We start from the raw sequence: 24181 nt of genomic DNA on the forward strand, positions 1-24181 counted from the left end.
TTTGTGATGCAGCGATTGAAGAAATTTTTCACCATGGACAGCGGCATGCGCTGGATCAAGGTGATCTTGCCTTTCCTGGCGATTGTGGCCTTGATGGTGGGGCTGCTGGCGTTCAGCATGAACATCCTGTCTTCGGTGCGCGCTTTGGTCGGCGGCGAGAGCCTGTGGTCGAAGGCGCAGAAAGAGGCGGTGTTCTATCTGAACCAGTATGCGGTGACGCATGCCGAGGCCGACTACCAGAATGTGCTGAAGGCGCTGGCGGTGCCCATGGGCGGCCGCCGCGCCAGGGATGAACTGGACAAATCCGAGCCGGATTTGCAAGTGGTGCGGCAAGGTGTCCTGGACGGCGGCAACCATCCCGACGACATCGACGGCATCATCAGCCTGTACCGCAACTTCAAGAATTTCAGCCTGTTGCGGGAACCGATCGCCAACTGGAAGATAGGCGACCAGCTGATCGCCGATCTGAGCGTGGAAGCCAGCCGTCTGCATGCGGCGATTGCCGGCGGCAATCCGGATCCGCAAACCATGATCGCCAGCGTCGCCCGCATCCGCGAGATCGACGCCCGCCTGGCCCCCCTGGAATTGCGCTTTTCCGCCAGCCTGGGGGAATCCTCGCGCCGGGTCCAGCGCCTGCTGCTGTTTGCGACGCTGACCATCGCCGTCGGGCTGATGATTTTCGGCAGCTGGATTTCGCGCTATATCCTGACCAAGAGCGACCAGTTCGAAGAAGCACTGAAGGTCAGCCAGGAACGGCTGCACCTGGCGATGCTGGGCAGTAACGACGGTTTGTGGGACTGGGATATCCAGGCCGACAATATCTACTATTCGCCGCGCCTGAAGGAGTTGCTGGGGTACTCCCTGGAAGAAGAGGAGCCGACGCCGCTGCAGTTCCTGAACTGCATCTATCCGTCGGACCTGGATGCGGTGCGCGCCAAACTGACTTCGCACCTGCACGACAATTCGCCGTGCGACATCGAGTTCCGGATCGTCACCAAGGGCGGGGAATTGCGCTGGGTCCGTTCGTGCGCGCAGTCCACCAGCAATTCGGCGGGCGAGCCGGTGCGCATGGCTGGTTCGTTTACCGACATCACCGCCCGCAAGCGCTCCGAGGAGCAGCTGTATGCCGCCAAGGAACGCGCCCAGGTCACATTGGAATCGATAGGCGAGGCGGTGATCACGCTCAGCACCGACGGCCTGGTCGAATACCTGAATCCGACGGCGGAAATCCTGACCCGCTGGACGCTGGCATCGGCGCGTGGCTTGCCGCTGGAAAAAATCCTGCACGTGGTTGGCGAAAGCTCGGGCAACCGGATTCCCGACCTGATCCCTCAGATCCTCGACAACAGCATGCCGATCGACCGCGCTTCCAACCTGCTGCTGGTCTGCGACGACGGCAGCGAAGTCGCGGTCAACCTGTCGGCCGAGCCGATCCGTAACCTGAGCGGCGAAACCATAGGCACGGTGCTGGTGCTGCACGATGTCAGCAAGGACCGGGAATATGCGGCCCAGCTGTCGTACCAGGCCAGCCACGACGAGCTGACCGGGCTTATCAACCGGCGCGAGTTCGAGCGGCGCCTGACGGTGGCGATGATCACCTCGCGCGACCAGCAGCGCCAGCATGCGGTGCTGTACCTGGATCTGGACCAGTTCAAGGTGGTCAACGACACTTGCGGCCATGCCGCCGGCGACGAGCTGATCCGGCAGGTGAGCGTCTTGCTGAAACAGCGCTTGCGCGATACCGACACCATCGCGCGCCTGGGCGGCGACGAATTCGGCGTCTTGCTGGAGAATTGTCCGGTCGAGCATTCGCTGCGGATTGCCGAAGGATTGCGGCAGACAGTCGCCGATTTCCAGTTTGTCTGGACCAACAAGCCGTTCACTATCGGCGTCAGCATCGGCCTGATCAACCTGGCGGGCGAAATGCATACGCTGGGCCAGATCATGAGCGCGGTCGACGCCGCCTGCTACCTGGCTAAGGAAAAGGGCCGCAATCGCGTGCACGAATACCGGCTGGACGACAGCGAGCTGTCGATACGGCATGGCGAGATGGAGTGGATCACCCGTATCAATGAAGCGCTCACCCAAGAGAAATTCTGCCTGTTCTCGCAAGAGATTGCCGCCTTAGGCAAGCCTCCCAGCCACGGCGCCCATTTTGAGATACTGCTGCGCATGCTGGACAAGGATGACAACCTGGTGCTGCCGATGGTGTTCATTCCTGCCGCGGAACGCTACAACCTGATGCCGGCGATCGACCGCTGGGTCGTTTCCACGGTGTTCGCCACCCTGGCCAAAATGCGGCAGCAAGGGCGCGACCGGGAAATCCAGACCTGCGCCATCAATCTTTCAGGCACCAGCATAGGCGACAGCAATTTCCTCAATTTTGTCCAGGAACAGCACGTGAAGTACGGTATCGCGCCGCAAATCATCTGCTTCGAGATTACCGAGACCAGCGCGATCGCCAATTTTGCCAAGGCTGCGCATTTTATCGAGGAACTGAGAGGAGTAGGTTACCGCTTTGCGCTCGACGATTTCGGCGCCGGCATGTCTTCGTTCGCTTACCTGAAGAATCTGCCGGTCGATTTCATCAAGATCGACGGCGGGTTTGTCAAAGACATGCTGAACAGCCCGACCGACTACGCCATGGTCGAGGCGATCAACAAGATCGGCCATCTGATGGGCAAGCAGACGATCGCCGAATTCGCCGTCAATGAAAGGATCATCGGCACCCTGACCGAGATCGGCGTCGATTTCGCTCAAGGCTACGGCATCGGACGGCCGCGCGCCTTTGGCATCGGCGTCGACAAGAACCTGCTGAACGCCGGTTAGAGCGCGGCCCTCAGCATGGTGCGGAACGCCCGTGGCGTGCATTGGTCGATCACCACCTGCGGCGTACCGTGCCAGCTGGCAAAACGCCGTAGGGTTGCCGCCAGTTCGGTGGCGAACCTCTGGCTGGTGCGCGTGCCTGGTTCAAGATACAGCGCCTTGACCTGGAATACGCCCTGGCTGCGATGCGCCTTGGCGTCCAGCCGTCCTGCCAGGACGCCGCGATGCAGGATGGGCAGGGTGAAATAGCCGTAGCTGCGCTTGGCCTCCGGCGTGTAGCACTCGAGCCGGTAATCGAAATCGAACAGCTCCAGCGCGCGCTTGCGGTCCCATACCAGCGGGTCGAAAGGCGACAGCAGGCAGGTAGCGCTGGGTTTCAGCAATCCGCCGGCAGCGGCCAGCGCCAGTTCGCGATGCGCGGGGTGGATATACAGCGGCTGCTGCCAGCCTTCGACTGTGGCCTTGAGCAGGCTGCCGTCTTCGACCAGGGTCTCGGGATCGGGACTGGGGCGGCTCTTGGCGGTGCGGAAATAGTCGCCGATCCAGCTGGCTTTCGCCACGCCCAGCGCCTGCACCGCCTTGAGCAGCAAGGTGCGCTGGGTATCCGCGGTGGACGGCATGCGGGCATCGTCCCAGCCTGGCAGGATGCGTTCGGCGAGGTCATAGATCCGATGAAAATTATGGCGCTTGGCGATCATCAGGCGGCCTGCCGTGAATAGCACCTCGAGCGAACGTTTCTCCGGTTTCCATTCCCACCAGCCGCCGCCTTTGCCGTCGGTGCGCTTGAAATCGGCCGAGCGCACCGGGCCGTGCTGGCGGATATGCTGCAGCAGCTGCTCTATGGTGGCGGCGTGCTGCTCCATCCATTTGGCCGAGTACTTCCAGCCCATGGAGCCGGGGTCGATCATGCGATGCCGGTACAGGCCGTAATCCTCGATCGGCAGGAAACTGGCTTCGTGCGCCCAGTATTCGAACAGCTGGCGTTCCTCCAGCAACTCGTCCAGCCAGCTCTGCTGGTAGCTGCCGAGCCGGCTCCACAAAACCAGGTAAGGGCTGCGCGCCACCACGTGGATGGTGTCGATCTGCAGCACGCCCATCTGGCGGATGGCAGCCAGCACGTCTTGCTTGACGGCCTTCTTGCGCACCGGGTTGAGCAAACCCTGGGCGGCCAGTTGCAAGGCGCGCGCGGCAGGCAGGGAGAGCTGGATGGTCGTCATGCCGAGGCGGGATCAGATGCCGACGCTGGACAGGTCGAGGCGGCCGTCCTGCAGCGGCGGGCACCAGTAGTAGCCGCCGGTGACCGGGCGCGAAAAACTGAACAGGGCGTCGACGATGCCGTCTTCGTGGCCCAGCATGCGGCGCAGGACGTTTTCAAAGCGGTCGCTGGATTCGCCATAGGCGATGAATTCCGTGCCTTGCTGCAGGCCGTTATCCCATGGCATGGAATGGCGCACCATGTATGCCTCGGGTGTGAAACTTTCCTGCGCCGTGCGTTTGGCGTGGGCTGATTCGGGCGCATCTTCGATTTCCTCGTTGTCGGCGATCTGGCGGCCGATGGTGGCGTCGCGCTGTGCCGCAGGGAAACCGCGGAAACGCGGCAAATCATGGATCCAGCGTTGTACCGCAACAAAACTTGAGCCTTGGCGCCGGCGCCGTCCGCCACCAGCGCGGCGGCGATGGCTGCCGCGGCCTTGGGTTTTCGGTGCCGTCTTCGTAGCCAGTCAGGTCGCGGCTGTCGCGATAGCGGAAAGTATCCATCGCATCTTCCAGCACCAGCGCTTCTCCCAGCAGCTCGACCAGTTGCGCACTGCGTTCGAACAGGCTGCTGCGGTCGCTGCCGCGCAGCAGGATCCACATGGCCTGCTGGGTCGACGGCGCCGCGCAGCCTTGTCCTTCAAGCGCCGGAAACGGGCGCAGGCCGCCGATATGCTGCTCCAGCGCCTGGACCAGGGGGGCGCCTAGTCCGACCACGCCCAGTCCGCCGCAAAAACCTCGCGCAGCCGTATCAGCGCCGCCTGCGGATTGTGGCCGCCAAGGCGAAATGTGAGCGAGCGGCCGAGTGGCGCGAGTGCTTCCAGGATTCCTGGCTGGGCTTGGTCTGCTGTTGCTGGCATTGCTGATCCTTAATAAAGAAAGAGAGCGAGGAAAGGGTGTGATATTAGCGGATTCTGGCGACTTTTTGCGAGGCGGCCATTTTTTGTATCGATGGCGCGCAGCACTAACCTCCCGCGGTTTTTGCGCTCTGCCTGGCCTGTCTTGCAAGCAAGCCGGCGATGATGCCGCGGCCCATGAAATATTCGGTCAGCCTGGTTTTCTGGTGCGGCAGCAACTGGCTGGCGGCAATCAGGCCGGGCCATGTCGCCAATGCCTTTTTGCAGACCTCGCTGATTACCTGGCGCAGCGGCGGCTCCAGCAGGCCGCTGCGGTTGGCGAACTCGCGCAGGGTAAGCGGCGACAGGAACGAGCGCTTGGCCTGGCCCTCGGCAAACTTGAGGGCATGGCCGCTGCCGTTCAGGTACACGCTGTACGCTACGACATCGTAGGCCGGCGAGAATTCGACGCTGCCGTCGGCCAGGTAGCGGATGCCGAAATTTTTCAGGTGAGCGTCGTAGTTGCCTATCAGTTCGTTGACCGCGATGCGGCGCAGCAGCTCATGACAGGCCGCTTCACCCAGTCCCGGCACGGCTTGCATCACCAGCGCCATGTCGGCATAGGTGGCGCCGGTATATTTCTTGTCGGGATCGACGCCCAGTATCTGGCAAAAATCTTCTACGTGCAGGCGCCCGGGCTGGTCGCGGTCGAAGCGTTGCACCGCCAGGAATTGCTGGTTGTCTGCCTCTGCATGCGGATGTTCGGCCATGATCGCCGCCAGCGGCTGCAGGCTGGCGCTGCATACGGTAACGCCGGCGGCTTGCGCCAGCAGCAGCGACAGGTGCTCGACTTCCGGCAGGTGGTCGTATTGCGCGGTGGGCAGCTTGCCGATGATATGAGCGTCCTTGTGGCGGGTGCGGCTGACATACCTGCCGCCTTCCAGGATCAGCGCCAGTTTCGGCTGCATGCCCGAAATCGATACGCCGTCCACCAGCGGGGCGGCGCTCACGCTTTCTTCTATGGCTTCCTTGTCTTGTGTCACCAGGCGCGTCATCGTGGCCCGCGTCAGCCTGGTCGGGATAGCCCTGACGGCGCCCGGCAGGTCGCGGCCGCAGGCTGCCAGCAGTTCGAAATGATCATCCTCCGCGCATTTGCGCTCAAGCGCGATTTGCTTGCGCAATACGCCTTCCGGCAGCAGGTTCTGGAAGAAGGCGGGCAGCCGCATCTGGCCTGGCGAATTGAAAATCGCCGCCAGCGGATTGAGCAGCAGGGCCGTGTCCTGTTGCGGCGTGGCGGCGCGCATCGAGAGCGACAAGGTCGGACGCTGCGGATCTTGCGCATAGGCGGGGTCGACCTGGAAGCGCACCATGTCGCCGTACTGGAACAAGACGCCAGCCAGGCGCTCTGCCACGAAAATATCCAGTGCGCTCAGGTTCATTTGCGCCCCTCTTGCCGCGCCAGCGCTGCGGCGACCAGGCTTTGCACTTCTTCTTCGGCAGGCGTTGTTGCGGCAATCGAAGACGCTACCGCCTTGGGCAGCAGCATCAGTTCCAGCCCCAGCTGGTCGGCTATCGTCATCAGGGTGCTGAGGCGGGGATCGTTCTTGCCGGACAGGACGCCGCGTATCGTTACCGCCGTCAGCCCGCTGACGCGGCTCATGCTTATGACCGGCAAAGCCAGTCGCTGCTTGGCCTGGCGCAGGATGGAAGAGAGTTCGCTCAAGGTTTTCATGAAGATTAATAAACTATCTTTTATGGATTTAAGAATAGTATAGTATCTTTTCCTGAAAAAGATAGTTAAATATCTTATTTTTCAATAAGGATATTGTAATATCTCTTTTAAAAGATTGCTCTAGGCAAAAACCATATAAGCATTGCCGAAAACCTTCGTTCTGCAAGTTGCCTGAATCGATTAACTTTGCGCCAAAGCCTTAGGGCGCTTATTCAGTTGCATCGATCAATCCAATCACAACGAGGGTTTGCATGATTGCCAATATTTTCAAACGTTTGCCAGCCTTGGCGGCAGCTTCAGTCATCACTGCGCTCACCGGCCAAGCGTGGGCCGCCGGACAGGAAGTCAATATCGCCTACCAGACGGTGGTTGAACCTGCCAAAGTGGCCCAGGCCGACGGCGCCTATGAAAAGGCCAGTGGCTGGAAAATCAACTGGAAAAAATTCGACAGCGGCGCCGATGTGATAACCGCTGTGGCGTCCGGCGATATCCAGGTCGGTTATGTGGGCAGCAGCCCGCTGGCCGCCGCGGCGACTCGCGAACTGCCGATCGAAACCATCCTGATCGCGGCCCAGATCGGCCAGGCGGAAGCGCTGGTGGTGCGTAACGGCAGCGGCATCAAGTCGGCGCAAGACCTGGTAGGCAAGAAGATCGCAGTGCCGTTCGTCTCGACCACCCACTACAGCCTGCTGGCGGCGCTCAAGCACTGGGGCATTCCCGCTTCCAAAGTGCAGATCCTGAACCTGCGGCCGCAAGAGATCACGGCGGCCTGGCAGCGTGGCGATATCGACGCCGCCTATGTCTGGGATCCGGCGCTGGGCAAGGTCAAGGAATCCGGCACGGTACTGACCAATTCGGCCGAAGTGGCCAAATGGGGGGCGCCGACTTTCGACGCCTGGATCGTGCGCAAGGATTTTGCGCAAAAACATCCCGATTTCGTGACTGCTTTCGTGAAAGTCACCGGCAAAGCCTATGCCGATTACCGCAGCCACGGCGCCGACTGGAAAGCCGGTTCGCCGCAGTTCGAAAAAATCGCGCGCCTGACTGCCGCCAAACAGAGCGATATCGCCGAGCTGCTGGCCGGCAGCGGCTTTCCTACGCTGAGCGAGCAGGAGCAACTGCTGAGCGGCTCTACCGTCAAGGCGCTGGCGGCGACTTCGGGGTTTTTGCAAGAACAAAAGAAAGTCGAGCGCGTATTGCCCGATTACCAGCCTTATGTGAATCCGGCGTTCGCCAAGCAAGCCGCGCTTCAGTAAGGAGTTTGCATGATCCGTTTGCAATCGGTGGGGGTGACATACCCCAACGCGGCGCGGCCAGTCTTGCACGATCTGTCGCTGGATCTGCATGATGGCCGGTTTACCGTGGTGATCGGCGAGTCCGGCTGCGGCAAGACCACCTTGCTCAACCTGATCGCCGGCTTCCTGAAACCGACCTCAGGCGCCGTCAGCATCGACGGCGTGGCGGTCACCGGGCCGGGCGCCGAGCGCGGCGTGGTGTTCCAGAACGATACTTTGCTGCCGTGGCAGACGGTGCAGGAAAATGTGGCGTTCGGGCTGCGCCTGGCCGGGCAGTCGCAACAGCAGCGCCATGCCATGGCACGCGAATACCTGGCGCTGACCGGGCTGCAGGATTACGCCAATGCCGCCATCTGGGAACTGTCCGGCGGCATGCGCCAGCGCGTCAGCCTGGCGCGCGCGCTGGCGGTGGATCCGCGTTTCCTGTTGCTGGACGAGCCGCTGGGCGCGCTCGACGCCTTGACGCGCGAACACATGCAGGAACATCTGCTGCAAGTCTGGCAAGCCTCCGGCAAAGGCATCTTCATGATTACCCATAGCGTGGAAGAAGCGCTATTCCTGGCGACCGACCTGGTGTTGCTGCGGGCGTGGCCGGGACGGGTGGAAAGCGTGCGCCAGCTTGAATTCGGAGCGCGCTTTGCGGCCGGCGAAACGGCGCGCAGCATCAAGTCCGATCCGCGCTTTGTCGGCCTGCGCGAAGAAATCCTGGAGCAGCTGCTGCATCCCGGTCACGCTTCCGGCAACCAGGCTGGATTGGAGGAGGCATCGGCATGAGTGAATTATCCGTGACGTTCTCACCGCTTGAATTCGAATTGCCGTTGGAGCCGGAGCCATCGACGAGTGCTGCCCGCCAGCGCCTGCAGATTCCGAAAACCAAGGCCAGGCGCGCCGTTTCCGAGCGCAGCATCACCCTGCTGACGGTAGCGGGTCTGCTGGGTTTGTGGTGGCTGGCCAGCACCCTGGCGCTGGTGCCGCCGTTGTTCCTGCCGTCGCCGCTGGCGGTTTTGCAGAAATTCAAGGCGGTAGCGCTCGACGGTTTTGTCGACGCTACCTTGTGGCAGCATGCCGCCACCAGCATTGCACGGGTATTCGCTGCGCTGCTGCTGGCCATTTTCAGCGCCATCCCGGTGGGCATCCTGATCGGCCTGAGCAGCCGTGCGCGCGCGGTGTTCGATCCGCTGATCGAGTTTTACCGGCCGATCCCGCCTTTGGCTTATTTGCCGCTGATCGTGATCTGGTTCGGCATCGGCGAACTGTCCAAGGTGCTGCTGATCTACCTGGCGATTTTCGCGCCGCTGGCGATCGCCACCCTGCATGGCGTACGGCGCGTTGACCAGAACCGGCTGCGGGCAGCACAGACCTTGGGCGCTTCGCGCTGGCAACTGATCCGTTTCGTGATCCTGCCGTCCGCGGTGCCGGATATATTGACCGGGATCCGCATCGGCCTGGGCGTCGGCTGGTCGACCCTGGTCGCGGCGGAGCTGATTGCGGCAACGCGCGGGCTGGGTTTCATGATCCAGTCGGCAGCGCAATTCCTGGTGACCGATGTGGTGATCATGGGAATCCTGGTGATTGCCTTGATTGCTTCCAGTTTTGAATATGCCTTGCGCTGGCTGCAGCGCAAGTACGTGCCGTGGGAAGGCCGCGCATAATTGCCGATTCAGGGAGGTGGAGGCAGGCCAGCCGTGACCGGCTGGCCTGTTTTTTCGTCACGCAACGATCTTAGGCTGCACTCGCCGTCGGGCGCACCACGATTTCGCTGAGGTCGACGTCGGCCGGTTGTTCGATGGCAAACAGGATGGTGCGGGCGACCGCCTCCGCCGTAATGGCGATCTTGCGGTAAGTCGCCATTCCCAGCTTGGCGCTAGGGTCGGTAATGCTGTCGGCCAGCTCGGATTCGGTCACGCCCGGCGAAATCACTGTCACCCGGATGTTGTCAACCTCCTGGCGCAAGCCGTCCGAAATCGCCCGTACTGCAAACTTGGTGGCGCAATATACCGCGGCGCTGGGCACCACCCGATGGCCGCCGACCGAAGCCACGTTGATGATCTGGCCGTCGCCCTGGGCTTGCATCACCGGCAGGCAGGCTGCGATGCCGTACAGGACGCCTTTGATGTTGACGTCCACCATGCGGTCCCATTCATCGACCTTCAGCCGGTCCAGATTTGACAGCGGCATCACGCCGGCGTTATTGACAATCACGTCGACCCGGCCGAAGCGGCTTTTGGCGAACGCCACGATTTCCTCAAGCTGGCTGCGTTTGGTGACATCCAGGGCTTGATATTCTGCTATGCCGCCAGCTGTGCGGATCAATGCCGCCAGGACTTCCAGGCGTTCGGTGCGGCGCGCGCCCAGCACTACCCGGGCGCCATTTGCCGCCAGTATGCGGGCAGTAGCTTCGCCGATGCCGCTGCTGGCGCCGGTGATGATGACAACTTTATCCTTGATTCCAGACATGATTTTCTCCTTGATGTGGTCAGGTCCCGCGCCGTCGGCGCCAGACATGCTTATCAATGTAGCGGCCGGGAACCTGCCCGGGATAGTCGCTTCGTCGCGACTTCTTGCCTGATCCTCCAGATCTGCAGCCAGGAGGCGTCGCGTCCGATCGAAAAATAGTAGACTCGGTCAAACCCTGCAAATGCTGGAAAACGAGGCTGGAAATGAAAAATTCAGGATCAATCCAAGAAACCGCCGCCGACCCTTTGGTGTCGATCAAGCAAATCGAGCTGGCGCGCTTGATTGAGCAATACACCGTCATCGATGGCGTGCACCAGACGGCGATAGCGCCGCTCAACCTGATGCGCTTGTCGCAACCCTCGGTGCCGGCCCACAGCTTGCATAAGCCGGCCTTGTGCATCATTGCCCAAGGACAGAAGCAGGCGATGCTGGCCGACGAAGTCTATATTTACAATTCGGCCCAGTACCTGGTGGTCTCGGTCGACCTGCCGCTCATGGGCCATGTGACGCAAGCCACGCCGGAATTGCCTTACCTGTGCGTGCGCCTGGACCTCGATCCGAAGGAGATCGGCGACATGATCATGGCCGGCGAGGTGCGTGCAAGAAAACCGGATTTGCCGGCGCGCGGCATGTTTGTCAGCAGGGCCAATTCCAGCTTGCTCGATGCGGTGCTGCGCCTGATGCAGCTGCTGGCGACGCCGCAGGACATCCCGGTGCTGGCGCCGCTGGCGATGCGCGAGATACTGTACCGGCTGCTGCAGGATGAACAGGGCGGCATGCTGCAGCAGATCGCCATGTCCGACAGCCAGTCGCAGCATGTGGTCAAGGCGATCGAACTGATCAAGCGCGACTACCGGCTGCCGCTGCGGATCGAGAATCTGGCGCGCGAAGCGAACATGAGTTCCTCTTCGCTGCATCATCATTTCAAGGCGGTGACGGCGATGACGCCGCTGCAATACCAGAAGCAGCTCAGGCTGCAGGAGGCGCGCCGGCTGTTGTTTACCCAGGTCGGCGACGCCGCCACCGCAGGGCACCTGGTGGGTTATGAAAGTCCTTCGCAATTCAGCCGCGAGTACAACCGCATGTTCGGCTCGCCGCCGGCGCGCGATGTGGCGCGCTTGCGCGCTGCCGGCGCTGCCAGTGCAGGGGTCGCCAGTCCGGCCTAGTTCCCTTGCCTCATCCGGCGCGCCGCGTGCGGCGTCGCGAAATGCTTTCCTGGATGGCGACGACGATCAGCGCCACCGTGGTCAGGCCGGAGATCATCAGCTGGTCGGTGTAATAGGCGAAGGGGACCAATAGCGCCAGCAGCACCAGCCCGATCATGTGCGAGAACGGGAACAGGCGGTAGACCACGGTCTTGTAGATGCCGTTGCCGAGCAGGTATACCATCGGCCCGCCGACCAGCACCGCCAGCGATTTTGTCTCTATGTGCCCGGCCGGATGGGCGATCGCCAGCTCGTTGCCAACCGCGGTGATGATCACGCCGGCAACGATGATGACGTGGGTGTAGTGGAAATACGCGCCTATCCGTCCGGGATCCTTGGAATGCACGATGGCTTCGGTGCCGGCCTCGCTGCTGGTGTCGAAATAGATCCACCACATCGCCAGGCTGCCGAGGAAAGCCACCAGGAAAGCGATCAGGGTTGGCGCATCCCAGGTCGCCATATGGCCGATGGTGGCGCCGGTCACCAGGATCGATTCGCCCAGCGCCACGATCACGAACAGCTGGCAGCGTTCGGCCATATGGCCGCCCTCGATGGTCCATTCCTGGGTGCGGGAGCGTCCCAGGCCAGGCAGCCACAGGCCGAACATCGGCGACAGGTATTCGCAAGCCACCGCCAGCGTCCAGAACAGCAGCCGGTACTGGCCTTGCGACAGGCCGCCGGCGATCCAGAAGACGCCCGAGATGCACAGCCAGCCGAGCATGCGCTGGAAGTTCTTGCTCAGCGCATGGTGGCGTCCCAGGTGCAACACCACGAACAGGGTGCGGCCGATCTGCATGCTGGCGTAGCACACCGCAAAAACCAGGCCGCGTGCGCCGAACGCATCCGGCAATACCGCCGACATCACCAGGCCAGCCAGCATGATGGCGAACAGCAGCCCCCTGATCGGCATGGCATCCGGGTCGAACCAGTTGGTCACCCAGCAGGTGTATTGCCAGACCAGCCAGACCGCGAACCACAGGACCAGGGTCTGGACGGCTCCCAGCACCGTCAGGTTTTCCAGCAAGTGGTGGGACAACTGAGTAACCGCAAAGACATAGACCAGGTCAAAGAACAGTTCGACCGACAGTACCTTGGCTTCATGGCCGTCGCGCGTGCGCAATAGATTGGCTTTGCTGCTCATTGTGGTTTTCCCTCATTGCGTAGATGTTGTCATTCACAATAAGGGAGGTTTCCATCGCATGTCAATTGCCGCCGGCGGTGCTGCCGCAAGGCTTGATTGTGCACTGCATGCGCGGCCGCGCTGTTACCCTGGAGCCGGGGCAAACCGGCTGGTTCAGACGTCGATCAGGCAAGCGAAAATGCGATGGCCGTCTATCAGCATGGGCGGTCCCGAGCGGTGCGCCTTGAATCCGCCGCGCAGCAGCCAGCGCTCGATGCCTATCGGCGAGACGGTGATCAGGCGTTTGGCGCCGCGCAGGGCGGCGCAGTCTATCGAGGCTTGCAGCAGCTGGTAAGCGTTGGATGAGGAAACCTGCGTCAGCGGCGTTTCGCGCGTCTCATTTTTTTTCTTGCTGAAATCGACCGCGGCAAAGCGCGACAGCTCCCACACTTCGGTGGTGCACGGCGGCGCCGCACCCTTGAGCAGTTGTGGGAAGACCTCGCTCAGCAGGTAGGGCTGGTTGGTCGGCAGCAGGCGGGCGCAGCCGTTGACCTCGCCCTGGTTGTCCTGCGCCACGACATAGACTGTATCGGCATGGTCAAACTGGTCCAGTTCTGCGCCATTCTTGGTCTCCAGTTTCCATTGCAGGGTTTCGACAAAAACCTTGTGGCGGTAGCTGGATACTTTCGAAAATAGCTCACTTGACAACTCGGCGGCGGCCCCGGAAATGACGTTCATCAGTAGTGTCCTTAGTCAGTATTGGTGAATTAATTTTGAAATGCATGGGGCGCTTGGCGTAACTGTCAAGGTTGACAGGTAGGGGGCAGTGGCAGATAAGACAGGAAACGGGCAAAAAAAATCCGGCCGAGGCCGGATTGACAGAGGTTGCGCGGGAGTCCGGCGCCGGGGACAGCGCCGGCCGCGGTTACAGGATGCCGAGCCTGGCGGCCTTGATGGCAGCTGCGGTCTTGTTGGTGGCGTTGAGTTTTTTCAAGGTGTTCGAGATATGGAAATTCACCGTGCGGTCGGTGATGTTCATGATCTCGCTGACTTCGCCCGAAGTCTTGCCGTCGGCGGTCCAGCGCAGCACTTCGATTTCCCGTGAAGTCAATTGCGTGGCGGCTTCCGGCATGTGTTTCTCGATCAGCAGCAGCGACAAGCCTTCGTGCGCTACACCCACCAGCCACGACAGCTTGAGCGAAATCTCGCGCAGCTCCTTGTGCGAGACGCTGTCATCCGAGCGCGACAGGTTGAGCAGGCCGGAGATGCCTTTGGCGTCATGGCAGGATTGCGCCCAGCCTGCGTGCAGGCCGTGCGAACGTGCATCTTCCCAGAACGAGCGGTTGCTGGCGACATGCTTGTCGGACCAGACCATCGGCAGGTTCGAGTGCCTGCCATGCGACACGGTGGGGTCGATCTTGTCGTAGCGCTCCTGCATGTAGCGCTGCTGCCAGGTCGTGGGGTAGTTGTTCAGGCTGACTACCTTGGGCTCGGCCACCGGCCAGGGCAGGCGCATGTCGTAAGCGCAGTAATCGAAGCCGAGCTGCTTGGCGACTCCGGACAAAGCGTTAAAAAGGACGGGCGCGGATTTCGCGCTCAACATAGACTGCATTTGTTGCTCTTGCCAACTAAACATACCTGCACTCCCGTAAAAAATGTGTGTTTTTCATGGAAGGAAATTCTTTTCTTCTGCCGCAAAACCGCGCTCAGGCCATTATCAGAGAGAGGCCTGGGAAACGGCATTGCAACGTCACATCAGCTAGCACTTGGAATCATAACCTGCATGCCTTTTTTGGCTTCAGTTGCGGCGCGGGCCTCGGATTTCCGCGCTTACAAAAAAGTTTCCATTAGGAAATTTAACACACTTTTGCCGCCGAGGGGATTGAGTGAACATACAAAAACAATTGTCGATTTGTTCACATGCATGATGCCGCCTGCGGCGCCTCGTTTCAAATGAACCGCATCTTGAAGTTCTTGCCCTTGATATTGCCGCTGCTAAGCTTGCCGAACGCTTGCTTGGCGATCCGTTTGTCGAGCGCCACATAGGTGACGAATTCGAACACGCTGATCTTGCCTACCTGTTCCTTGCTCAGGCCGACATCGCCGGTCAGCGCGCCCAGCAAGTCGCCCGGACGCAGCTTGTCTTTCTTGCCGCCCATGATGCACAGCGTCAGCATGGGCGCGGTCAGCGGTTCGCCCGCGGCTGGTTCCAGCGCGGCCAGGTCGAACCAGCTGACCGGACCTTGCTGGTAGTCTTCGATCAGCTTGACCCATTTCTTTTCGTTCGGCGCGCACAAGCTCAGCGCCAGACCCCGGTCCTGGCCGCGGCCGGTGCGGCCGACGCGGTGGATGTGGACTTCGGTATCCTTGGAAACGTCGACATTGATGACCGCGCCGAGGGTCTGGATATCCAGGCCGCGGGCCGCAACGTCGGTGGCAACCAGCACCGAGCAGCTCTGGTTGGCGAAGCGCACCAGGATTTCGTCGCGCTCGCGCTGCTCGAGCTCGCCATACAGCGCCAGCGCGCTGAAACCCTGCGCGCGCAATTCGTCGGCCAGTTCGCGGCAATGGATCTTGGTGTTGCAAAAGGCGATGGTCGAGACCGGCTTGTAGTGGTTCAGCAGCTGCGCCACAGCTGCATTCCGGCCTTCGTAGGAGACTTCGTAAAAGCGCTGTTCGATGCGGCCGGTATCGTGCTGCGCTTCGACCTTGACCTCGACCGCATCGCGCAGGAATTCGGCGCTGGCTCTGCGGATGTCATCCGGATAAGTGGCGGAAAACAGCAAGGTCTGGCGGCGCGCCGGGCAGGCGCTGACGATGCCCGAGATTTCTTCGTAGAAGCCCATGTCGACCATGCGGTCGGCTTCATCCAGCACCAGCGTCTGCACGGTGCCGAGGTTGATGCTGCCGCGGCCGATATGGTCGCGGATGCGCCCCGGCGTGCCGACGATGATATGCGCGCCGTGCTCCAGCGAACCGATCTGCGGGCCCATCGGCGTGCCGCCGCACAAGGTCAGGATCTTGACGTTGTCGGCAAAGCGCGCCAGCCGCCGCAGCTCTTTGGCGACCTGGTCCGCCAGCTCGCGTGTAGGGCACAGCACCAGCGCCTGGATCGTGAAATAGCTGGGATTGAGCTTGTGCAGGATGCCGATGCCGAAGGCTGCGGTCTTGCCGCTGCCGGTCTTGGCCTGGGCGATCAGGTCGCGCCGCTCGAGGATCACCGGCAGGCTTTGCGCCTGGATGGTGGTCATTTCATGATAGCCGAGGCTATCCAGGTTGCTGAGTAACGCCGGCGCCAGCGGGAGGGTGGAGAAAGAAGAGGTTTTCACGATGAGGTTGTCGCCAGCTTAAAAGGGAGGGAAGTCTAACAGGTGGGCGGGCTTAGAGCCAGCACCGCCATGCTTGTCAGAACGACTATTCGGACTGTTCATTGCTCATACAGCTCCAGCGGCAATCCGTCGGGGTCGGCGAAAAAAGTGAAGCGCTTGCCGGTGAATTCGTCGATACGGATGTCTTCCACTGCGATGCCCTGGCCGCGCAGTTCCTGGGAAGCAGCGGCTACGTCGGGCACGCGGAACGCCAGGTGGCGCAAGCCGCAGGCTTCCGGCCGGCTCGGACGCGGCGGCGGCGAAGGGAAGGAAAACAGCTCTATCTGCACGCCGTCCGGGGTGCGCAGGTCGAGTTTGTAGGAGTCGCGCTGCTCACGGTAGGTTTCGGCGACGATGGCCAGGCCCAGCAGCTCGGTATAAAAACGCCTGGAACGCTGGTAATCGGAGGCGATGATGGCGACGTGGTGGATGCCGGAAATTTGCATGGATGGTCGGGCGGGAGTGAACGCAGTTGAAAATGGCCGCCAGCGTGCGGCGGCTGTCCAGCCCTGACTATACCTGACCTATCCCGCTCAAGCCTAGCAGCGCGCCTGCCGCCAGCACCCAGAGCGGATGCACTTTGCTCTTGTAGGTAAGCAGGGCGCAGGCGGCGGCGATTGCCGCCAGGCCCCAGGCATGGGTCGAGGCTTCGGTAATCAGGGCGGCGCTGGCGGCCACCAGGCCGACCGTCATCGGCACCAGCCCGGCTTGCACCGTGGCGCGCCACGGGCGGTCCTTGAAGCGCTGCCACAGATGCAGCACCACGCCGGTGAGCAGAGACGACGGGCCGAACTTGGCCAGGCTGGTGACCAGCACGCCGGGCCAGCCGGCGACGTGCCAGCCGACCAGCGTCACCACCATCATGTTCGGACCCGGCGCGGCTTGCGCCAGGGCGAACATGGCGCTGAAATCCTGGGGCGACATCCAGTGGTGGATGTCGACTACCTGGCGCTGCATTTCCGGCAGGATGGTATTGCCGCCGCCAAAAGCCAGCAGTGACAGCTGGCTGAAAATCGTTGCAAGGGCGAGCAGGGTATCGGTCATGACGGCAGCTTCCAGATAGCGATCACGCTGAGCGGGGCCAGCACCAGCATGGTCGGCAGCAAAGGCAGGCGCAGCAAGGCGATCGAGATAAAAAACAGGCTGGCGATGAACAGCGGCAGCGGTTTTTTCAGGATCGGGACCAGCATTTTCAGCGCCATCGAGATCAGCAGGCCGGAAGCTGCCGCGGCCAGGCCGGCGAACAAATGCTGTACCGAGGGATTGTCCTGGAAGCGCTGGTAGACCACGCCGAGCGCAATCACGATCGCCGACGGTGCTGCGATCAGTCCCAGTAGGGACGCCAGGGCGCCGCCGACGCCGCGGAAGTGGAGGCCTATCGCCACCGACAGATTGATGATGTTGCCGCCCGGCAGAAACTGGCACAGGCCAAGCATGTCGGTGAATTGCGCCGGGCTCAGCCAGCGGCGCTGCTCGACGATCATGCGGCGCGCCAGCGGCAGCACGCCGCCGAAGCCGATCAGCCCGAGCGTCAGGAAGCCGACGAACAGCTCGCGGGTGGAAGGCGCTGCGCGCGCCATATCCTGGTCAGTAGTGATGGATTCTGTAGTCATTGTGTGGTCACTGCATATTTTTCGGATCAGACGTTGGCGACGATGAAAAGCCGCTTGAACGGCAACAGTGTGACGCCGTTTTCGCGTTGCGGATAGGCCTCCCGCATCGCTTCCGCATAGGCGGCGCGGAAGGCGTTGCGTTTTTCTTCCGGCAAGGCTTCCAGGTAAGGCCGCAGGCTGGTGCCTGCGGCCCATTCCGCAACCGCATTCTCGCCGCGCAAGGTGTGCAGGTAAGTAGTTTCCCAGATATCCAGCTTGCTGGCGCGGGAGCGCAGCAGGTCGTAGTAGTTTTCCGCGGTCAGGATCGACGGTTGTTGCGGCACTCCGCGCAGGTGAGGTGCGAACGCCGGCGACCTGGCCAGCTCTGCCTGCATTTTCCTCAGCGGCGCATCGTGCATCGCCGGCATTTGCACTGCCAGCCAGGCTCCGCCGCGCAGGAACGACAGCAGCCGCGGGAACAAGGCGGCATGATCGGGCAGCCACTGCAGCGTCGCATTGGAATAAATCACGTCCAGCAATCCTTCAGGCTGCCAATGCGCGAGATCGGCCCGTTCGAAGCGGCATTCCGGCACCGCTGCGGCGGCTGCCGTCAGCATGTTTTCCGAGCTGTCGACGCCAAGCACGTCGGCAGCCGGCCAGCGGGCCTTTAGCAAGGCCGAAACGTTGCCGGTGCCACAGCCGAGGTCGACCACCCGCTGCGGTTCCTGGTCTGGCACATAAGCCAGCAGGTCGAGGGCGGGACGCAGGCGTTCGTTACCGAAGTGCATGTACTGCTTGGCATCCCAAAAATCTGTAGTCGTATTCATGTCATCTCCTAGGATTTATCACAAGAGGCAATTTCTTGGCGTTTCCTGGGAAAATCAGGCGTTTCGCCATGAGAACTGGTAAATATTGATTCAATAAACGCATGTTACAGAAGCTTCCGGATCTTACAAATCGACTTTTTTACATGTCGCTTGTGATTTATAATCACAACCATGTCCCGTAAACTTCCTCCTTTGCAGGCGCTGCGCGCATTTGAAGTCGCGGCGCGTTTTGAAAATTTCTCGGCCGCGGCTGAAGAGCTGCATGTGACGCATGGCGCGGTCAGCCGGCAGGTGGCGGCGCTGGAAGCCTGGCTCGGCATGCAAGTGTTCCACCGCCTCGGCAAGCGGGTGCAACTGACCGACGACGGCAGGCGCTACCTGCTGACGGTACAGGCTGCATTCGACAATATCGCCGCCGCCACCAAGCTGTTGCGTGAATCGGGCACGGTGCGGGTGCTGCACATCAATGCCTTGTCGACCTTTGCCATGCGTTGGCTGCTGCCGCGCCTGAGCGGATTCCAGCGCCTGTATCCTGGGGTAGAGCTGAAGTTGTCGACTTCTACTTCGCAGCAATCGCTGGGAGAATCGGGCGAGCTGTTCGACGTCGCGATACGGCGCGGCCCGGGACACTGGCCGAACTGCGTCAGCGGCGAATTCCTGGAAGAAAGCGAACTGCCGGTCTGCAGCCCGGCGTTGCTGGCGCGCGCCCCTATACGCAGCGCCGGCGACCTGGCGGCGCATACCTTGCTGCATTCGGATACGCGCCCGGACGCCTGGTCGAAATGGCTGACGGAAGCCAATGTAGCGCCGGCCCTGTGCAAGAAAAAACAATCGTTCGACCATTTTTACCTGGCTTTGCAAGCCGCCGTCGATGGCCTCGGCGTGGCGCTCGGACCGTTGCCGCTGATTACCGATGAACTGGCCAGCGGCCGCCTGGTGACCCCGCTGGCTGAACCGGTGATCCGCGCGAGGAGTTATTGGTGGATAGTGGCGCGGCACCAGGCCGAGCAGCCTTTGATCAAGCATTTTTGCGACTGGCTGCAGCAAGAGTCGCTGCGTTGAGGCGGATCGGATGGCTGGAATCCTGTAAATAATGATGCATAATGGCAACAGCCATTTTGGACTCGGCTCAATTTACAAAAAATAGACTTCTTTCGGAACCGTAGCGAGCGTGGTCAAGACAAGGCGCCCGGAGCGCAGCAACCGGAGTGTACTTTAGTACATGAGGATTGCGAGCACCCAGGATTGGCCAGGCGCAGTAGGTTCCGAAAGAGGTCCAATAAATGAGGAGACAAAAGTCATGCGCCATATCCAGTTCAACCGTCCTTCGAAATTGATTGTCGCCATTCTGCTTGGCCTGACGCTCGGCGCCTGCGGCGGTGGCGGCGACGATAACGTCGTGCCGCAATCGAAGGCGTTCACCGCCGATGGCGGCGTATCCGCGTTTTACCGTTGGAGCGGGGTTTTGCCCAGCGCGCCCGGCGTGCTGCTGCAGCAGGAACCATTGCCGGCCAGCCAGGTTCTGCCGAATGCCTCGCAGGCGGTGCGCATCCTGTACAGCTCGACCGATGGCGACGACGGCAAGACCGCCGTCTACGTTTCCGGCGATTTGCAACTGCCGAAGGGCGCGCCGCCGGTCGGCGGCTGGCCGCTGATCGCATGGGCCCATGGCACGGTCGGCGTGGCCGACGTCTGCGCGCCATCGTGGACGGTGCGCGACCCGCGCGACGTCGATTACCTGGATGCCTGGCTGGCGCAAGGTTATGCCGTGGTGTCTACCGACTACCAGGGACTGGGCACGCCCGGCTTGCATCCTTATTTGCACGCAAGGCCGGAAGCCTACAGCGTGCTCGACAGCATCCGTGCGGTCTCCAAAAACTTCCCGCAGCTATCCAGTTCGGTAGTGATCGTCGGCCAGTCGCAAGGCGCGCAGGGAGCGATTGCCACAGCCGCCTATGCCCCCAGCTACGCGCCTGAAATCAAGTTGCTGGGAACGGTGGCGACCGGCGTTCCTTACCAGCTGCAAAGCGTGCTGGCCTACCTGAATGCGTTGACGGCGCAAGTCCCCACCAATGGTTTCACCTCGGTGCTGGGGACGCTGGAAGCGTATGCCTGGCTGGGCTACGCCACTGCGGAGAGAGTAGTGCCGGGTTTCCTGCTGTCGGATCACCTGACCGCCAAGGGCAAGGCGTTTTATGCGGTGGCGGCGAGCCAGTGCCTGGGGCCGATTGAAGACAACATCATGCAGAACAAGCTGGTCACTTCCGATGTGTTCAACGGCGACGTCACCGCCTGGGCCACACAAACCCTGCAGTCGTCCAACTATCCGACGGTCAAGTTCGCGGCGCCGGTATTTGTCGGCACCGGCACCCTGGATACCGATATCCCGACCGCGGTCCAGTACCTGTTCGCGAAAGACGCTTGCGCTGCCGGCAGCACCATCGAGCAGCATTATTACGCCGGCCAGAATCATGACGGCACAGTGCTGGCGTCGCTGGCGGATTCAAAGCCGTTCGTGCAGAAATTGTTTGCCGGCTTGCCGATCACCTCGAATTGCGCGGCGCTGACGCCACCGCCCTGACAGGGCCTAAGGTTTGGCCACCAGGTCGATGCGGCGCTGGATGCGCGCCTGGGCTTCGTGGTCGGCTGCGGCCTGGGCGCGCTGCAATTGCACCCCCAGCCAGGCCAGCAAGGGCCGGCGCCAGCCCTGGGCCGAGGCCGTATCGACGGCATTGGTGATGTCCGCCGGCGTCAGCCGTCCGCTTTGCAGCAAGGCGGCGGCAGCCACCAGGCGCGCCAGCGGGTCTTCAACGCTGTCCATGCGGCCGCTGCCGACTACCGTTCTGTGCTGGGGCGGCAGCAGGCTGGCGTCCAGCCCTTGCCATTGGCCATTCAGATAATTTGCATAAGCGCGTTCGCCGGCGTCAGCGTCTGGCGCCAGCGGCTGAAACCCGGCGCAATTGTCGAACTCCAGGCTAGCTGCGCGCGTGGCGCAGCGCGTCAGCTCGGCGCGCGCCACCAGGTCGGCGCGGCCGGTGCTGGCGACAGCATCCCGGGCGCGCGCAAATTCCACATCGGCTACACGCGTGTTGCCGCTCAAATAGGCTGAGGAAAAGCTTTGCAGCGAGCCAAAGGCATTGCCCTGCCACTCGGGCGCGGGCGGTTTGCTGCTGCAGGCGGCCAGGGTCAGCAACAAGGAAGACAATACAGCGCCAAAGGCGAGGGGATAGGCGATCTTCATGGCAGTTTGAGCTCCGTATTGCGGGCGAAGGGCCATTTGCGATTGATTTCGTCGACCAGCTGGGTCACCTTGCGCAGACTGGCGTCGACTTCGGCGCGCAGCGCGCCCAGGTCGTTGCTGGCGATGCGGGCATTGCTGCCCACCGCTTGCGCCTCGGCCAGCACCGCATCGACTTTCTTGAGGCTGGTGCGGGCATCGCTCAATACATTGTTGAGCTGGACAATCGCGGCTTGCGCGTCGTCCATCACGCCGCGCTGGCCGGGTTGGCCGAATACGCGCTGGTCGGCCTTGGTCAGCAGCGCATTGACGCGGTCCAGCGTGGCGATGATCTTCTTGGCATTCTCGTCGCTGCCCAAGGCGCCGCCCAGCACGCCGTATTGTCCGCTCAGGCGGCCGGTCATGGCCTGCACGTTGGCCAGGCTGGTGTTGAGGCTGGAGTCGGCGGCGGTGATTGTTTGCAGGTTTTCCAGCAGTTCCCTGGCGGTCGCCACCAGGCGCGGGATTTCCGCCGCGGTGTCGCCGCGCAGCACGGCGCGCACCGAATCCGGCGGCAGCAGCGGATCGTCGAGCACGCCGGTGAAGGCGCGAATGCGGGTGTCGCCGACCAGGCCGCGCTCCAGCGTGAATACGCTGCTGGTGCGCAGCCAGTTGGCGTCCTTGCGCGGAACGTCGATCAGGATGCGCGCCTTGCCGTCCGGGCCGAGGTCTATGCGCTGCACGCGGCCGATAGGGAAGCCGGAGAAAGTCAGGTCCATGCCAACCAGCACGCCCTCGGAATCGTCGGCCACCAGCACCAGGCGCTGGGTGCTTTCGAACACCCCGCGCGCATACATCACGTACAGCACAAAACCGCATACCAGCGCGGCCATCACGATCAGCAGCAGCAGCGCCTTGAGTTCAACGTTGGCGGGCGGCCGGACAGGAGGAGTTTCGGGGGCAAGTGCCATGGCTGTTTTCCAGATTAGATGTATTTCACTGCCAGCGCCCCGACTTCGATCAGGACCAGCACGAACAGCAGGCGCGTGGCGCCCGGCTGCAAGGTGGATGACAGCGTAGTGTTGCGGCGCGCGCTTTCAAGGATCGCAGCCGTGGGAATGATCGCAACCGCCAGCCCGAACAACAGGGTTTTCAGGGCGAAACCCAGGGTCACCGCCGGATCGAACACCCGTCCCACGGTGCGTGTGTAGTCGAGCAGGCCCCAGGGAGTGACGCCGTAGACATTGATATACGCCAGCAGCAAGACAATCATGCCGCTCACCGTAGCCAGGCTCATCACCGAGAAGGCGCTGGCGATGACGCGCGGCACCAGGTCCTGCTGCCACTGCGCTATGTCCGGCGCCGCGGCGTCTTCTGCCTGCAGCTGCGCGCCGCTGAACGCCAGGCCGGCGCGCAGCGCCACGAACAGAGCCGCCGACAGCGGGATCAACTCCAGCACCAGCACCCGCACCATCATTTCCAGCGCATAGCGCGACAGGCCGTAGCTCAGCGCGGTGACCAGCACGATGCGGATCAGCACCAGGCTGAGCAAGGTCGAAAGCAGGGTGAACCATGGCAGGACCTGCCAGGTGCCGGTGTAGATGTAGCGGTAGGTCGCGTTGCGGTTGGCCCGGTGATAGGTGGACGGCGACACGGCCATGGCCAGCGCGATGCCGACCAGGTGCAGCATGCGCCACCAGCTGTCCAGGGTGCGCAGGACGGTCACTGCCCATTGCTCTGGTTTTATGTAGCGGGACGGGGTTGGATACATAACTCAATGATAACGCAGCAACTCTGAAAACAGTCTTGCATCGGTTTCTTTTTATTTTAGGACGCCGGCTTTTCCGGCCATCTCGGCCGGCCGCCGATAAAAACGGATATGCTAGACTTTCTGGCAAGGATCGGCTGCCGTCGATTTTCTGAAAACCCGGATCAATTTCACGGAAAGAGAAAAATGACTACTTTGCTATCGCTTAAGAAAATTTCTTGCGCCACCGGATTTGCCGTGGCCGGGCTGCTGGCCGCCAATCCCGCATTCGCCCAGGGCACGGCGTCGATAGACGGTGCTATCGCTACCGCTTCGCAGTGGATTGCGCTGGCCGACAGCAACCAGGCCGAAAGGATGTGGAGCAGCAGCGGTCCTGCCATGCAGAAAAGCACCAGCAAGGAAGACTGGATGAAATACCTGAGTGCGGTGAAGACCGAACTGGGGCCGCTGAACAGCCGCCAGTGGGAGCAAATCGTTCATGTCACCAACCCGCCGGAACTGCCGCCAGGAGAGTACTTGAATATCGCATTTTCCGGACGTTTTGCCAAAGCGCCGACGCTGGAAAAGGTATCGATGGTGCAGGCCGGCGATAAGTGGATACCGGTCGGTTACGTGATCACGAAATTTGAACCCGCTCCGGCTGCTGCGGCCGATCCTGCTGCTCCAAAAAAATAAGGACTGGAG

At 61.7% G+C, this 24181-nt stretch carries 26 protein-coding genes; 8 read left to right on the forward strand and 18 right to left on the reverse strand.

Annotated elements, in window-relative coordinates; translation table 11 throughout:
- Positions 1-6: 6 nt before the first annotated feature.
- Positions 7-2829: an EAL domain-containing protein gene (locus CFter6_RS11130; RefSeq protein ID WP_082814706.1), complete on the forward strand. Its 2823-nt coding sequence runs from the start codon at positions 7-9 to the stop codon at positions 2827-2829.
- Here the strand turns inward: CFter6_RS11130 and CFter6_RS11135 are convergent.
- From CFter6_RS11135 to CFter6_RS11150, 6 genes are all read right to left on the reverse strand, one after another.
- Positions 2826-4043 carry a winged helix-turn-helix domain-containing protein gene (locus tag CFter6_RS11135; RefSeq protein WP_061539973.1) on the reverse strand — a complete coding sequence of 406 codons (1218 nt, stop codon included), beginning with the start codon at positions 4041-4043 and terminating at the stop codon, positions 2826-2828. The two genes, CFter6_RS11130 and CFter6_RS11135, sit on opposite strands and share 4 nt — an antisense overlap.
- Before the next feature lie 12 nt (positions 4044-4055).
- A complete protein-coding gene (locus tag CFter6_RS26630; protein ID WP_205631485.1) occupies positions 4056-4547 on the reverse strand; it encodes a Dyp-type peroxidase in 492 nt (163 codons plus the stop codon).
- Positions 4429-4797, reverse strand: a complete 369-nt coding sequence (locus CFter6_RS26635) for a Dyp-type peroxidase (RefSeq protein WP_205631464.1) — start codon at positions 4795-4797, stop codon at positions 4429-4431. Before CFter6_RS26635 ends, CFter6_RS26630 begins: the two co-directional genes overlap by 119 nt.
- Entirely contained in the window at positions 4785-4940 is a 156-nt protein-coding gene (locus CFter6_RS26180; RefSeq protein WP_205631465.1) for a hypothetical protein, read from the reverse strand. The genes CFter6_RS26635 and CFter6_RS26180 overlap by 13 nt, the downstream gene beginning before the upstream one ends.
- 104 nt (positions 4941-5044) lie before the next feature.
- Positions 5045-6355 carry a type II toxin-antitoxin system HipA family toxin gene (locus tag CFter6_RS11145; RefSeq protein ID WP_082814707.1) on the reverse strand — a complete coding sequence of 437 codons (1311 nt, stop codon included), beginning with the start codon at positions 6353-6355 and terminating at the stop codon, positions 5045-5047.
- Entirely contained in the window at positions 6352-6648 is a 297-nt protein-coding gene (locus CFter6_RS11150) for a helix-turn-helix domain-containing protein (RefSeq protein ID WP_061539974.1), read from the reverse strand. The genes CFter6_RS11145 and CFter6_RS11150 overlap by 4 nt, the downstream gene beginning before the upstream one ends.
- A 251-nt stretch (positions 6649-6899) precedes the next feature.
- On the opposite strand from CFter6_RS11150, the gene tauA reads away from it, so the two are divergent.
- Genes tauA through tauC form a run of 3 tightly spaced genes read left to right on the forward strand, consistent with a single transcriptional unit; the run spans position 6900 to position 9595 of the window.
- On the forward strand, positions 6900-7904 hold the full coding sequence (gene tauA / locus CFter6_RS11155; protein WP_061539975.1) for a taurine ABC transporter substrate-binding protein: 1005 nt from the start codon (positions 6900-6902) through the stop codon (positions 7902-7904).
- Between the two features lie 9 nt (positions 7905-7913).
- Positions 7914-8717 carry a taurine ABC transporter ATP-binding protein gene (locus tag CFter6_RS11160; RefSeq protein WP_061539976.1) on the forward strand — a complete coding sequence of 268 codons (804 nt, stop codon included), beginning with the start codon at positions 7914-7916 and terminating at the stop codon, positions 8715-8717.
- A complete protein-coding gene (gene tauC / locus CFter6_RS11165) occupies positions 8714-9595 on the forward strand; it encodes a taurine ABC transporter permease TauC (RefSeq protein WP_150118711.1) in 882 nt (293 codons plus the stop codon). The genes CFter6_RS11160 and tauC overlap by 4 nt, the downstream gene beginning before the upstream one ends.
- 70 nt (positions 9596-9665) lie before the next feature.
- Here the strand turns inward: tauC and CFter6_RS11170 are convergent, their stop codons facing one another.
- Positions 9666-10400 carry an SDR family oxidoreductase gene (locus CFter6_RS11170; RefSeq protein WP_061542319.1) on the reverse strand — a complete coding sequence of 245 codons (735 nt, stop codon included), beginning with the start codon at positions 10398-10400 and terminating at the stop codon, positions 9666-9668.
- A gap of 203 nt (positions 10401-10603) precedes the next feature.
- Here CFter6_RS11170 and CFter6_RS11175 point away from each other — a divergent pair, with 203 nt between their 5' ends.
- Positions 10604-11566 (forward strand): AraC family transcriptional regulator, encoded by a 963-nt coding sequence (locus tag CFter6_RS11175; RefSeq protein WP_061539977.1) that lies wholly within the window; start codon positions 10604-10606, stop codon positions 11564-11566.
- 10 nt (positions 11567-11576) lie between these two features.
- Here CFter6_RS11175 and CFter6_RS11180 read toward each other — a convergent pair whose 3' ends face one another.
- The 8 genes from CFter6_RS11180 to tam all read right to left on the reverse strand — a co-directional run bounded on the left by CFter6_RS11180 (position 11577) and on the right by tam (position 18512).
- On the reverse strand, positions 11577-12746 hold the full coding sequence (locus CFter6_RS11180) for a low temperature requirement protein A (protein ID WP_061539978.1): 1170 nt from the start codon (positions 12744-12746) through the stop codon (positions 11577-11579).
- Positions 12747-12899: 153 nt separating this feature from the next.
- Positions 12900-13463 carry an acyl-homoserine-lactone synthase gene (locus tag CFter6_RS11185; protein WP_061539979.1) on the reverse strand — a complete coding sequence of 188 codons (564 nt, stop codon included), beginning with the start codon at positions 13461-13463 and terminating at the stop codon, positions 12900-12902.
- Between the two features lie 187 nt (positions 13464-13650).
- Positions 13651-14337 (reverse strand): autoinducer binding domain-containing protein, encoded by a 687-nt coding sequence (locus CFter6_RS11190; protein WP_236904645.1) that lies wholly within the window; start codon positions 14335-14337, stop codon positions 13651-13653.
- A gap of 337 nt (positions 14338-14674) precedes the next feature.
- On the reverse strand, positions 14675-16054 hold the full coding sequence (dbpA, locus tag CFter6_RS11195; RefSeq protein WP_061539981.1) for an ATP-dependent RNA helicase DbpA: 1380 nt from the start codon (positions 16052-16054) through the stop codon (positions 14675-14677).
- A 98-nt stretch (positions 16055-16152) separates the two neighbouring features.
- The gene (gene gloA2 / locus CFter6_RS11200; RefSeq protein WP_061539982.1) at positions 16153-16539 is read right to left on the reverse strand and encodes an SMU1112c/YaeR family gloxylase I-like metalloprotein; all 387 of its coding nucleotides are present in this window, start codon (positions 16537-16539) and stop codon (positions 16153-16155) included.
- Between the two features lie 67 nt (positions 16540-16606).
- Positions 16607-17137 carry a chromate transporter gene (locus CFter6_RS11205; protein WP_014005945.1) on the reverse strand — a complete coding sequence of 177 codons (531 nt, stop codon included), beginning with the start codon at positions 17135-17137 and terminating at the stop codon, positions 16607-16609.
- The gene (locus tag CFter6_RS11210; RefSeq protein ID WP_061539983.1) at positions 17134-17706 is read right to left on the reverse strand and encodes a chromate transporter; all 573 of its coding nucleotides are present in this window, start codon (positions 17704-17706) and stop codon (positions 17134-17136) included. The genes CFter6_RS11205 and CFter6_RS11210 overlap by 4 nt, the downstream gene beginning before the upstream one ends.
- A gap of 26 nt (positions 17707-17732) precedes the next feature.
- Positions 17733-18512, reverse strand: a complete 780-nt coding sequence (gene tam, locus CFter6_RS11215; protein ID WP_061539984.1) for a trans-aconitate 2-methyltransferase — start codon at positions 18510-18512, stop codon at positions 17733-17735.
- A gap of 171 nt (positions 18513-18683) precedes the next feature.
- Here tam and CFter6_RS11220 point away from each other — a divergent pair, with 171 nt between their 5' ends.
- Positions 18684-19574 carry a transcriptional regulator GcvA gene (locus CFter6_RS11220; protein ID WP_061539985.1) on the forward strand — a complete coding sequence of 297 codons (891 nt, stop codon included), beginning with the start codon at positions 18684-18686 and terminating at the stop codon, positions 19572-19574.
- Between the two features lie 238 nt (positions 19575-19812).
- Positions 19813-21093, forward strand: coding sequence for a lipase family protein (locus CFter6_RS11225; RefSeq protein ID WP_061539986.1), 1281 nt, complete (start codon positions 19813-19815; stop codon positions 21091-21093).
- A gap of 6 nt (positions 21094-21099) precedes the next feature.
- Here the strand turns inward: CFter6_RS11225 and CFter6_RS11230 are convergent, their stop codons facing one another.
- The 3 genes from CFter6_RS11230 to CFter6_RS11240 are packed head-to-tail and all read right to left on the reverse strand — an operon-like array spanning position 21100 to position 23500.
- Positions 21100-21753: a hypothetical protein gene (locus tag CFter6_RS11230; RefSeq protein ID WP_061539987.1), complete on the reverse strand. Its 654-nt coding sequence runs from the start codon at positions 21751-21753 to the stop codon at positions 21100-21102.
- A complete protein-coding gene (locus CFter6_RS11235) occupies positions 21750-22700 on the reverse strand; it encodes an MlaD family protein (RefSeq protein ID WP_061539988.1) in 951 nt (316 codons plus the stop codon). The genes CFter6_RS11230 and CFter6_RS11235 overlap by 4 nt, the downstream gene beginning before the upstream one ends.
- A 14-nt stretch (positions 22701-22714) precedes the next feature.
- Positions 22715-23500, reverse strand: coding sequence for an ABC transporter permease (locus CFter6_RS11240; protein ID WP_061539989.1), 786 nt, complete (start codon positions 23498-23500; stop codon positions 22715-22717).
- A gap of 183 nt (positions 23501-23683) precedes the next feature.
- Between CFter6_RS11240 and CFter6_RS11245 the strand changes: the two genes are divergently transcribed.
- Complete coding sequence (locus CFter6_RS11245) at positions 23684-24172, forward strand: DUF4019 domain-containing protein (RefSeq protein WP_061539990.1); 489 nt, start codon at positions 23684-23686, stop codon at positions 24170-24172.
- The last annotated feature ends 9 nt before the right edge of the window (positions 24173-24181 follow it).

The organism is Collimonas fungivorans (assembly GCF_001584145.1).
Lineage (GTDB): Bacteria > Pseudomonadota > Gammaproteobacteria > Burkholderiales > Burkholderiaceae_D > Collimonas > Collimonas fungivorans.

Bases quoted from the DNA above. Each gene is read 5' to 3' on its own strand.
- CFter6_RS11220 (WP_061539985.1), top strand. From the start codon at position 18,684: ATGTCCCGTAAACTTCCTCCTTTGCAGGCGCTGCGCGCATTTGAAGTC.
- CFter6_RS11175 (WP_061539977.1), top strand. From the start codon at position 10,604: ATGAAAAATTCAGGATCAATCCAAGAAACCGCCGCCGACCCTTTGGTG.
- CFter6_RS11185 (WP_061539979.1), bottom strand. From the start codon at position 13,463: ATGAACGTCATTTCCGGGGCCGCCGCCGAGTTGTCAAGTGAGCTATTT.
- CFter6_RS11190 (WP_236904645.1), bottom strand. From the start codon at position 14,337: ATGCAGTCTATGTTGAGCGCGAAATCCGCGCCCGTCCTTTTTAACGCT.
- CFter6_RS11240 (WP_061539989.1), bottom strand. From the start codon at position 23,500: ATGTATCCAACCCCGTCCCGCTACATAAAACCAGAGCAATGGGCAGTG.
- CFter6_RS26180 (WP_205631465.1), bottom strand. From the start codon at position 4,940: ATGCCAGCAACAGCAGACCAAGCCCAGCCAGGAATCCTGGAAGCACTC.
- CFter6_RS11170 (WP_061542319.1), bottom strand. From the start codon at position 10,400: ATGTCTGGAATCAAGGATAAAGTTGTCATCATCACCGGCGCCAGCAGC.
- CFter6_RS11225 (WP_061539986.1), top strand. From the start codon at position 19,813: ATGCGCCATATCCAGTTCAACCGTCCTTCGAAATTGATTGTCGCCATT.
- CFter6_RS11245 (WP_061539990.1), top strand. From the start codon at position 23,684: ATGACTACTTTGCTATCGCTTAAGAAAATTTCTTGCGCCACCGGATTT.
- CFter6_RS11130 (WP_082814706.1), top strand. From the start codon at position 7: ATGCAGCGATTGAAGAAATTTTTCACCATGGACAGCGGCATGCGCTGG.
- tauA (WP_061539975.1), top strand. From the start codon at position 6,900: ATGATTGCCAATATTTTCAAACGTTTGCCAGCCTTGGCGGCAGCTTCA.
- CFter6_RS11180 (WP_061539978.1), bottom strand. From the start codon at position 12,746: ATGAGCAGCAAAGCCAATCTATTGCGCACGCGCGACGGCCATGAAGCC.
- CFter6_RS11145 (WP_082814707.1), bottom strand. From the start codon at position 6,355: ATGAACCTGAGCGCACTGGATATTTTCGTGGCAGAGCGCCTGGCTGGC.
- gloA2 (WP_061539982.1), bottom strand. From the start codon at position 16,539: ATGCAAATTTCCGGCATCCACCACGTCGCCATCATCGCCTCCGATTAC.
- CFter6_RS11205 (WP_014005945.1), bottom strand. From the start codon at position 17,137: ATGACCGATACCCTGCTCGCCCTTGCAACGATTTTCAGCCAGCTGTCA.
- CFter6_RS11210 (WP_061539983.1), bottom strand. From the start codon at position 17,706: ATGACTACAGAATCCATCACTACTGACCAGGATATGGCGCGCGCAGCG.
- CFter6_RS11235 (WP_061539988.1), bottom strand. From the start codon at position 22,700: ATGGCACTTGCCCCCGAAACTCCTCCTGTCCGGCCGCCCGCCAACGTT.
- CFter6_RS11230 (WP_061539987.1), bottom strand. From the start codon at position 21,753: ATGAAGATCGCCTATCCCCTCGCCTTTGGCGCTGTATTGTCTTCCTTG.
- CFter6_RS11160 (WP_061539976.1), top strand. From the start codon at position 7,914: ATGATCCGTTTGCAATCGGTGGGGGTGACATACCCCAACGCGGCGCGG.
- CFter6_RS11135 (WP_061539973.1), bottom strand. From the start codon at position 4,043: ATGACGACCATCCAGCTCTCCCTGCCTGCCGCGCGCGCCTTGCAACTG.
- tam (WP_061539984.1), bottom strand. From the start codon at position 18,512: ATGAATACGACTACAGATTTTTGGGATGCCAAGCAGTACATGCACTTC.
- CFter6_RS11150 (WP_061539974.1), bottom strand. From the start codon at position 6,648: ATGAAAACCTTGAGCGAACTCTCTTCCATCCTGCGCCAGGCCAAGCAG.
- tauC (WP_150118711.1), top strand. From the start codon at position 8,714: ATGAGTGAATTATCCGTGACGTTCTCACCGCTTGAATTCGAATTGCCG.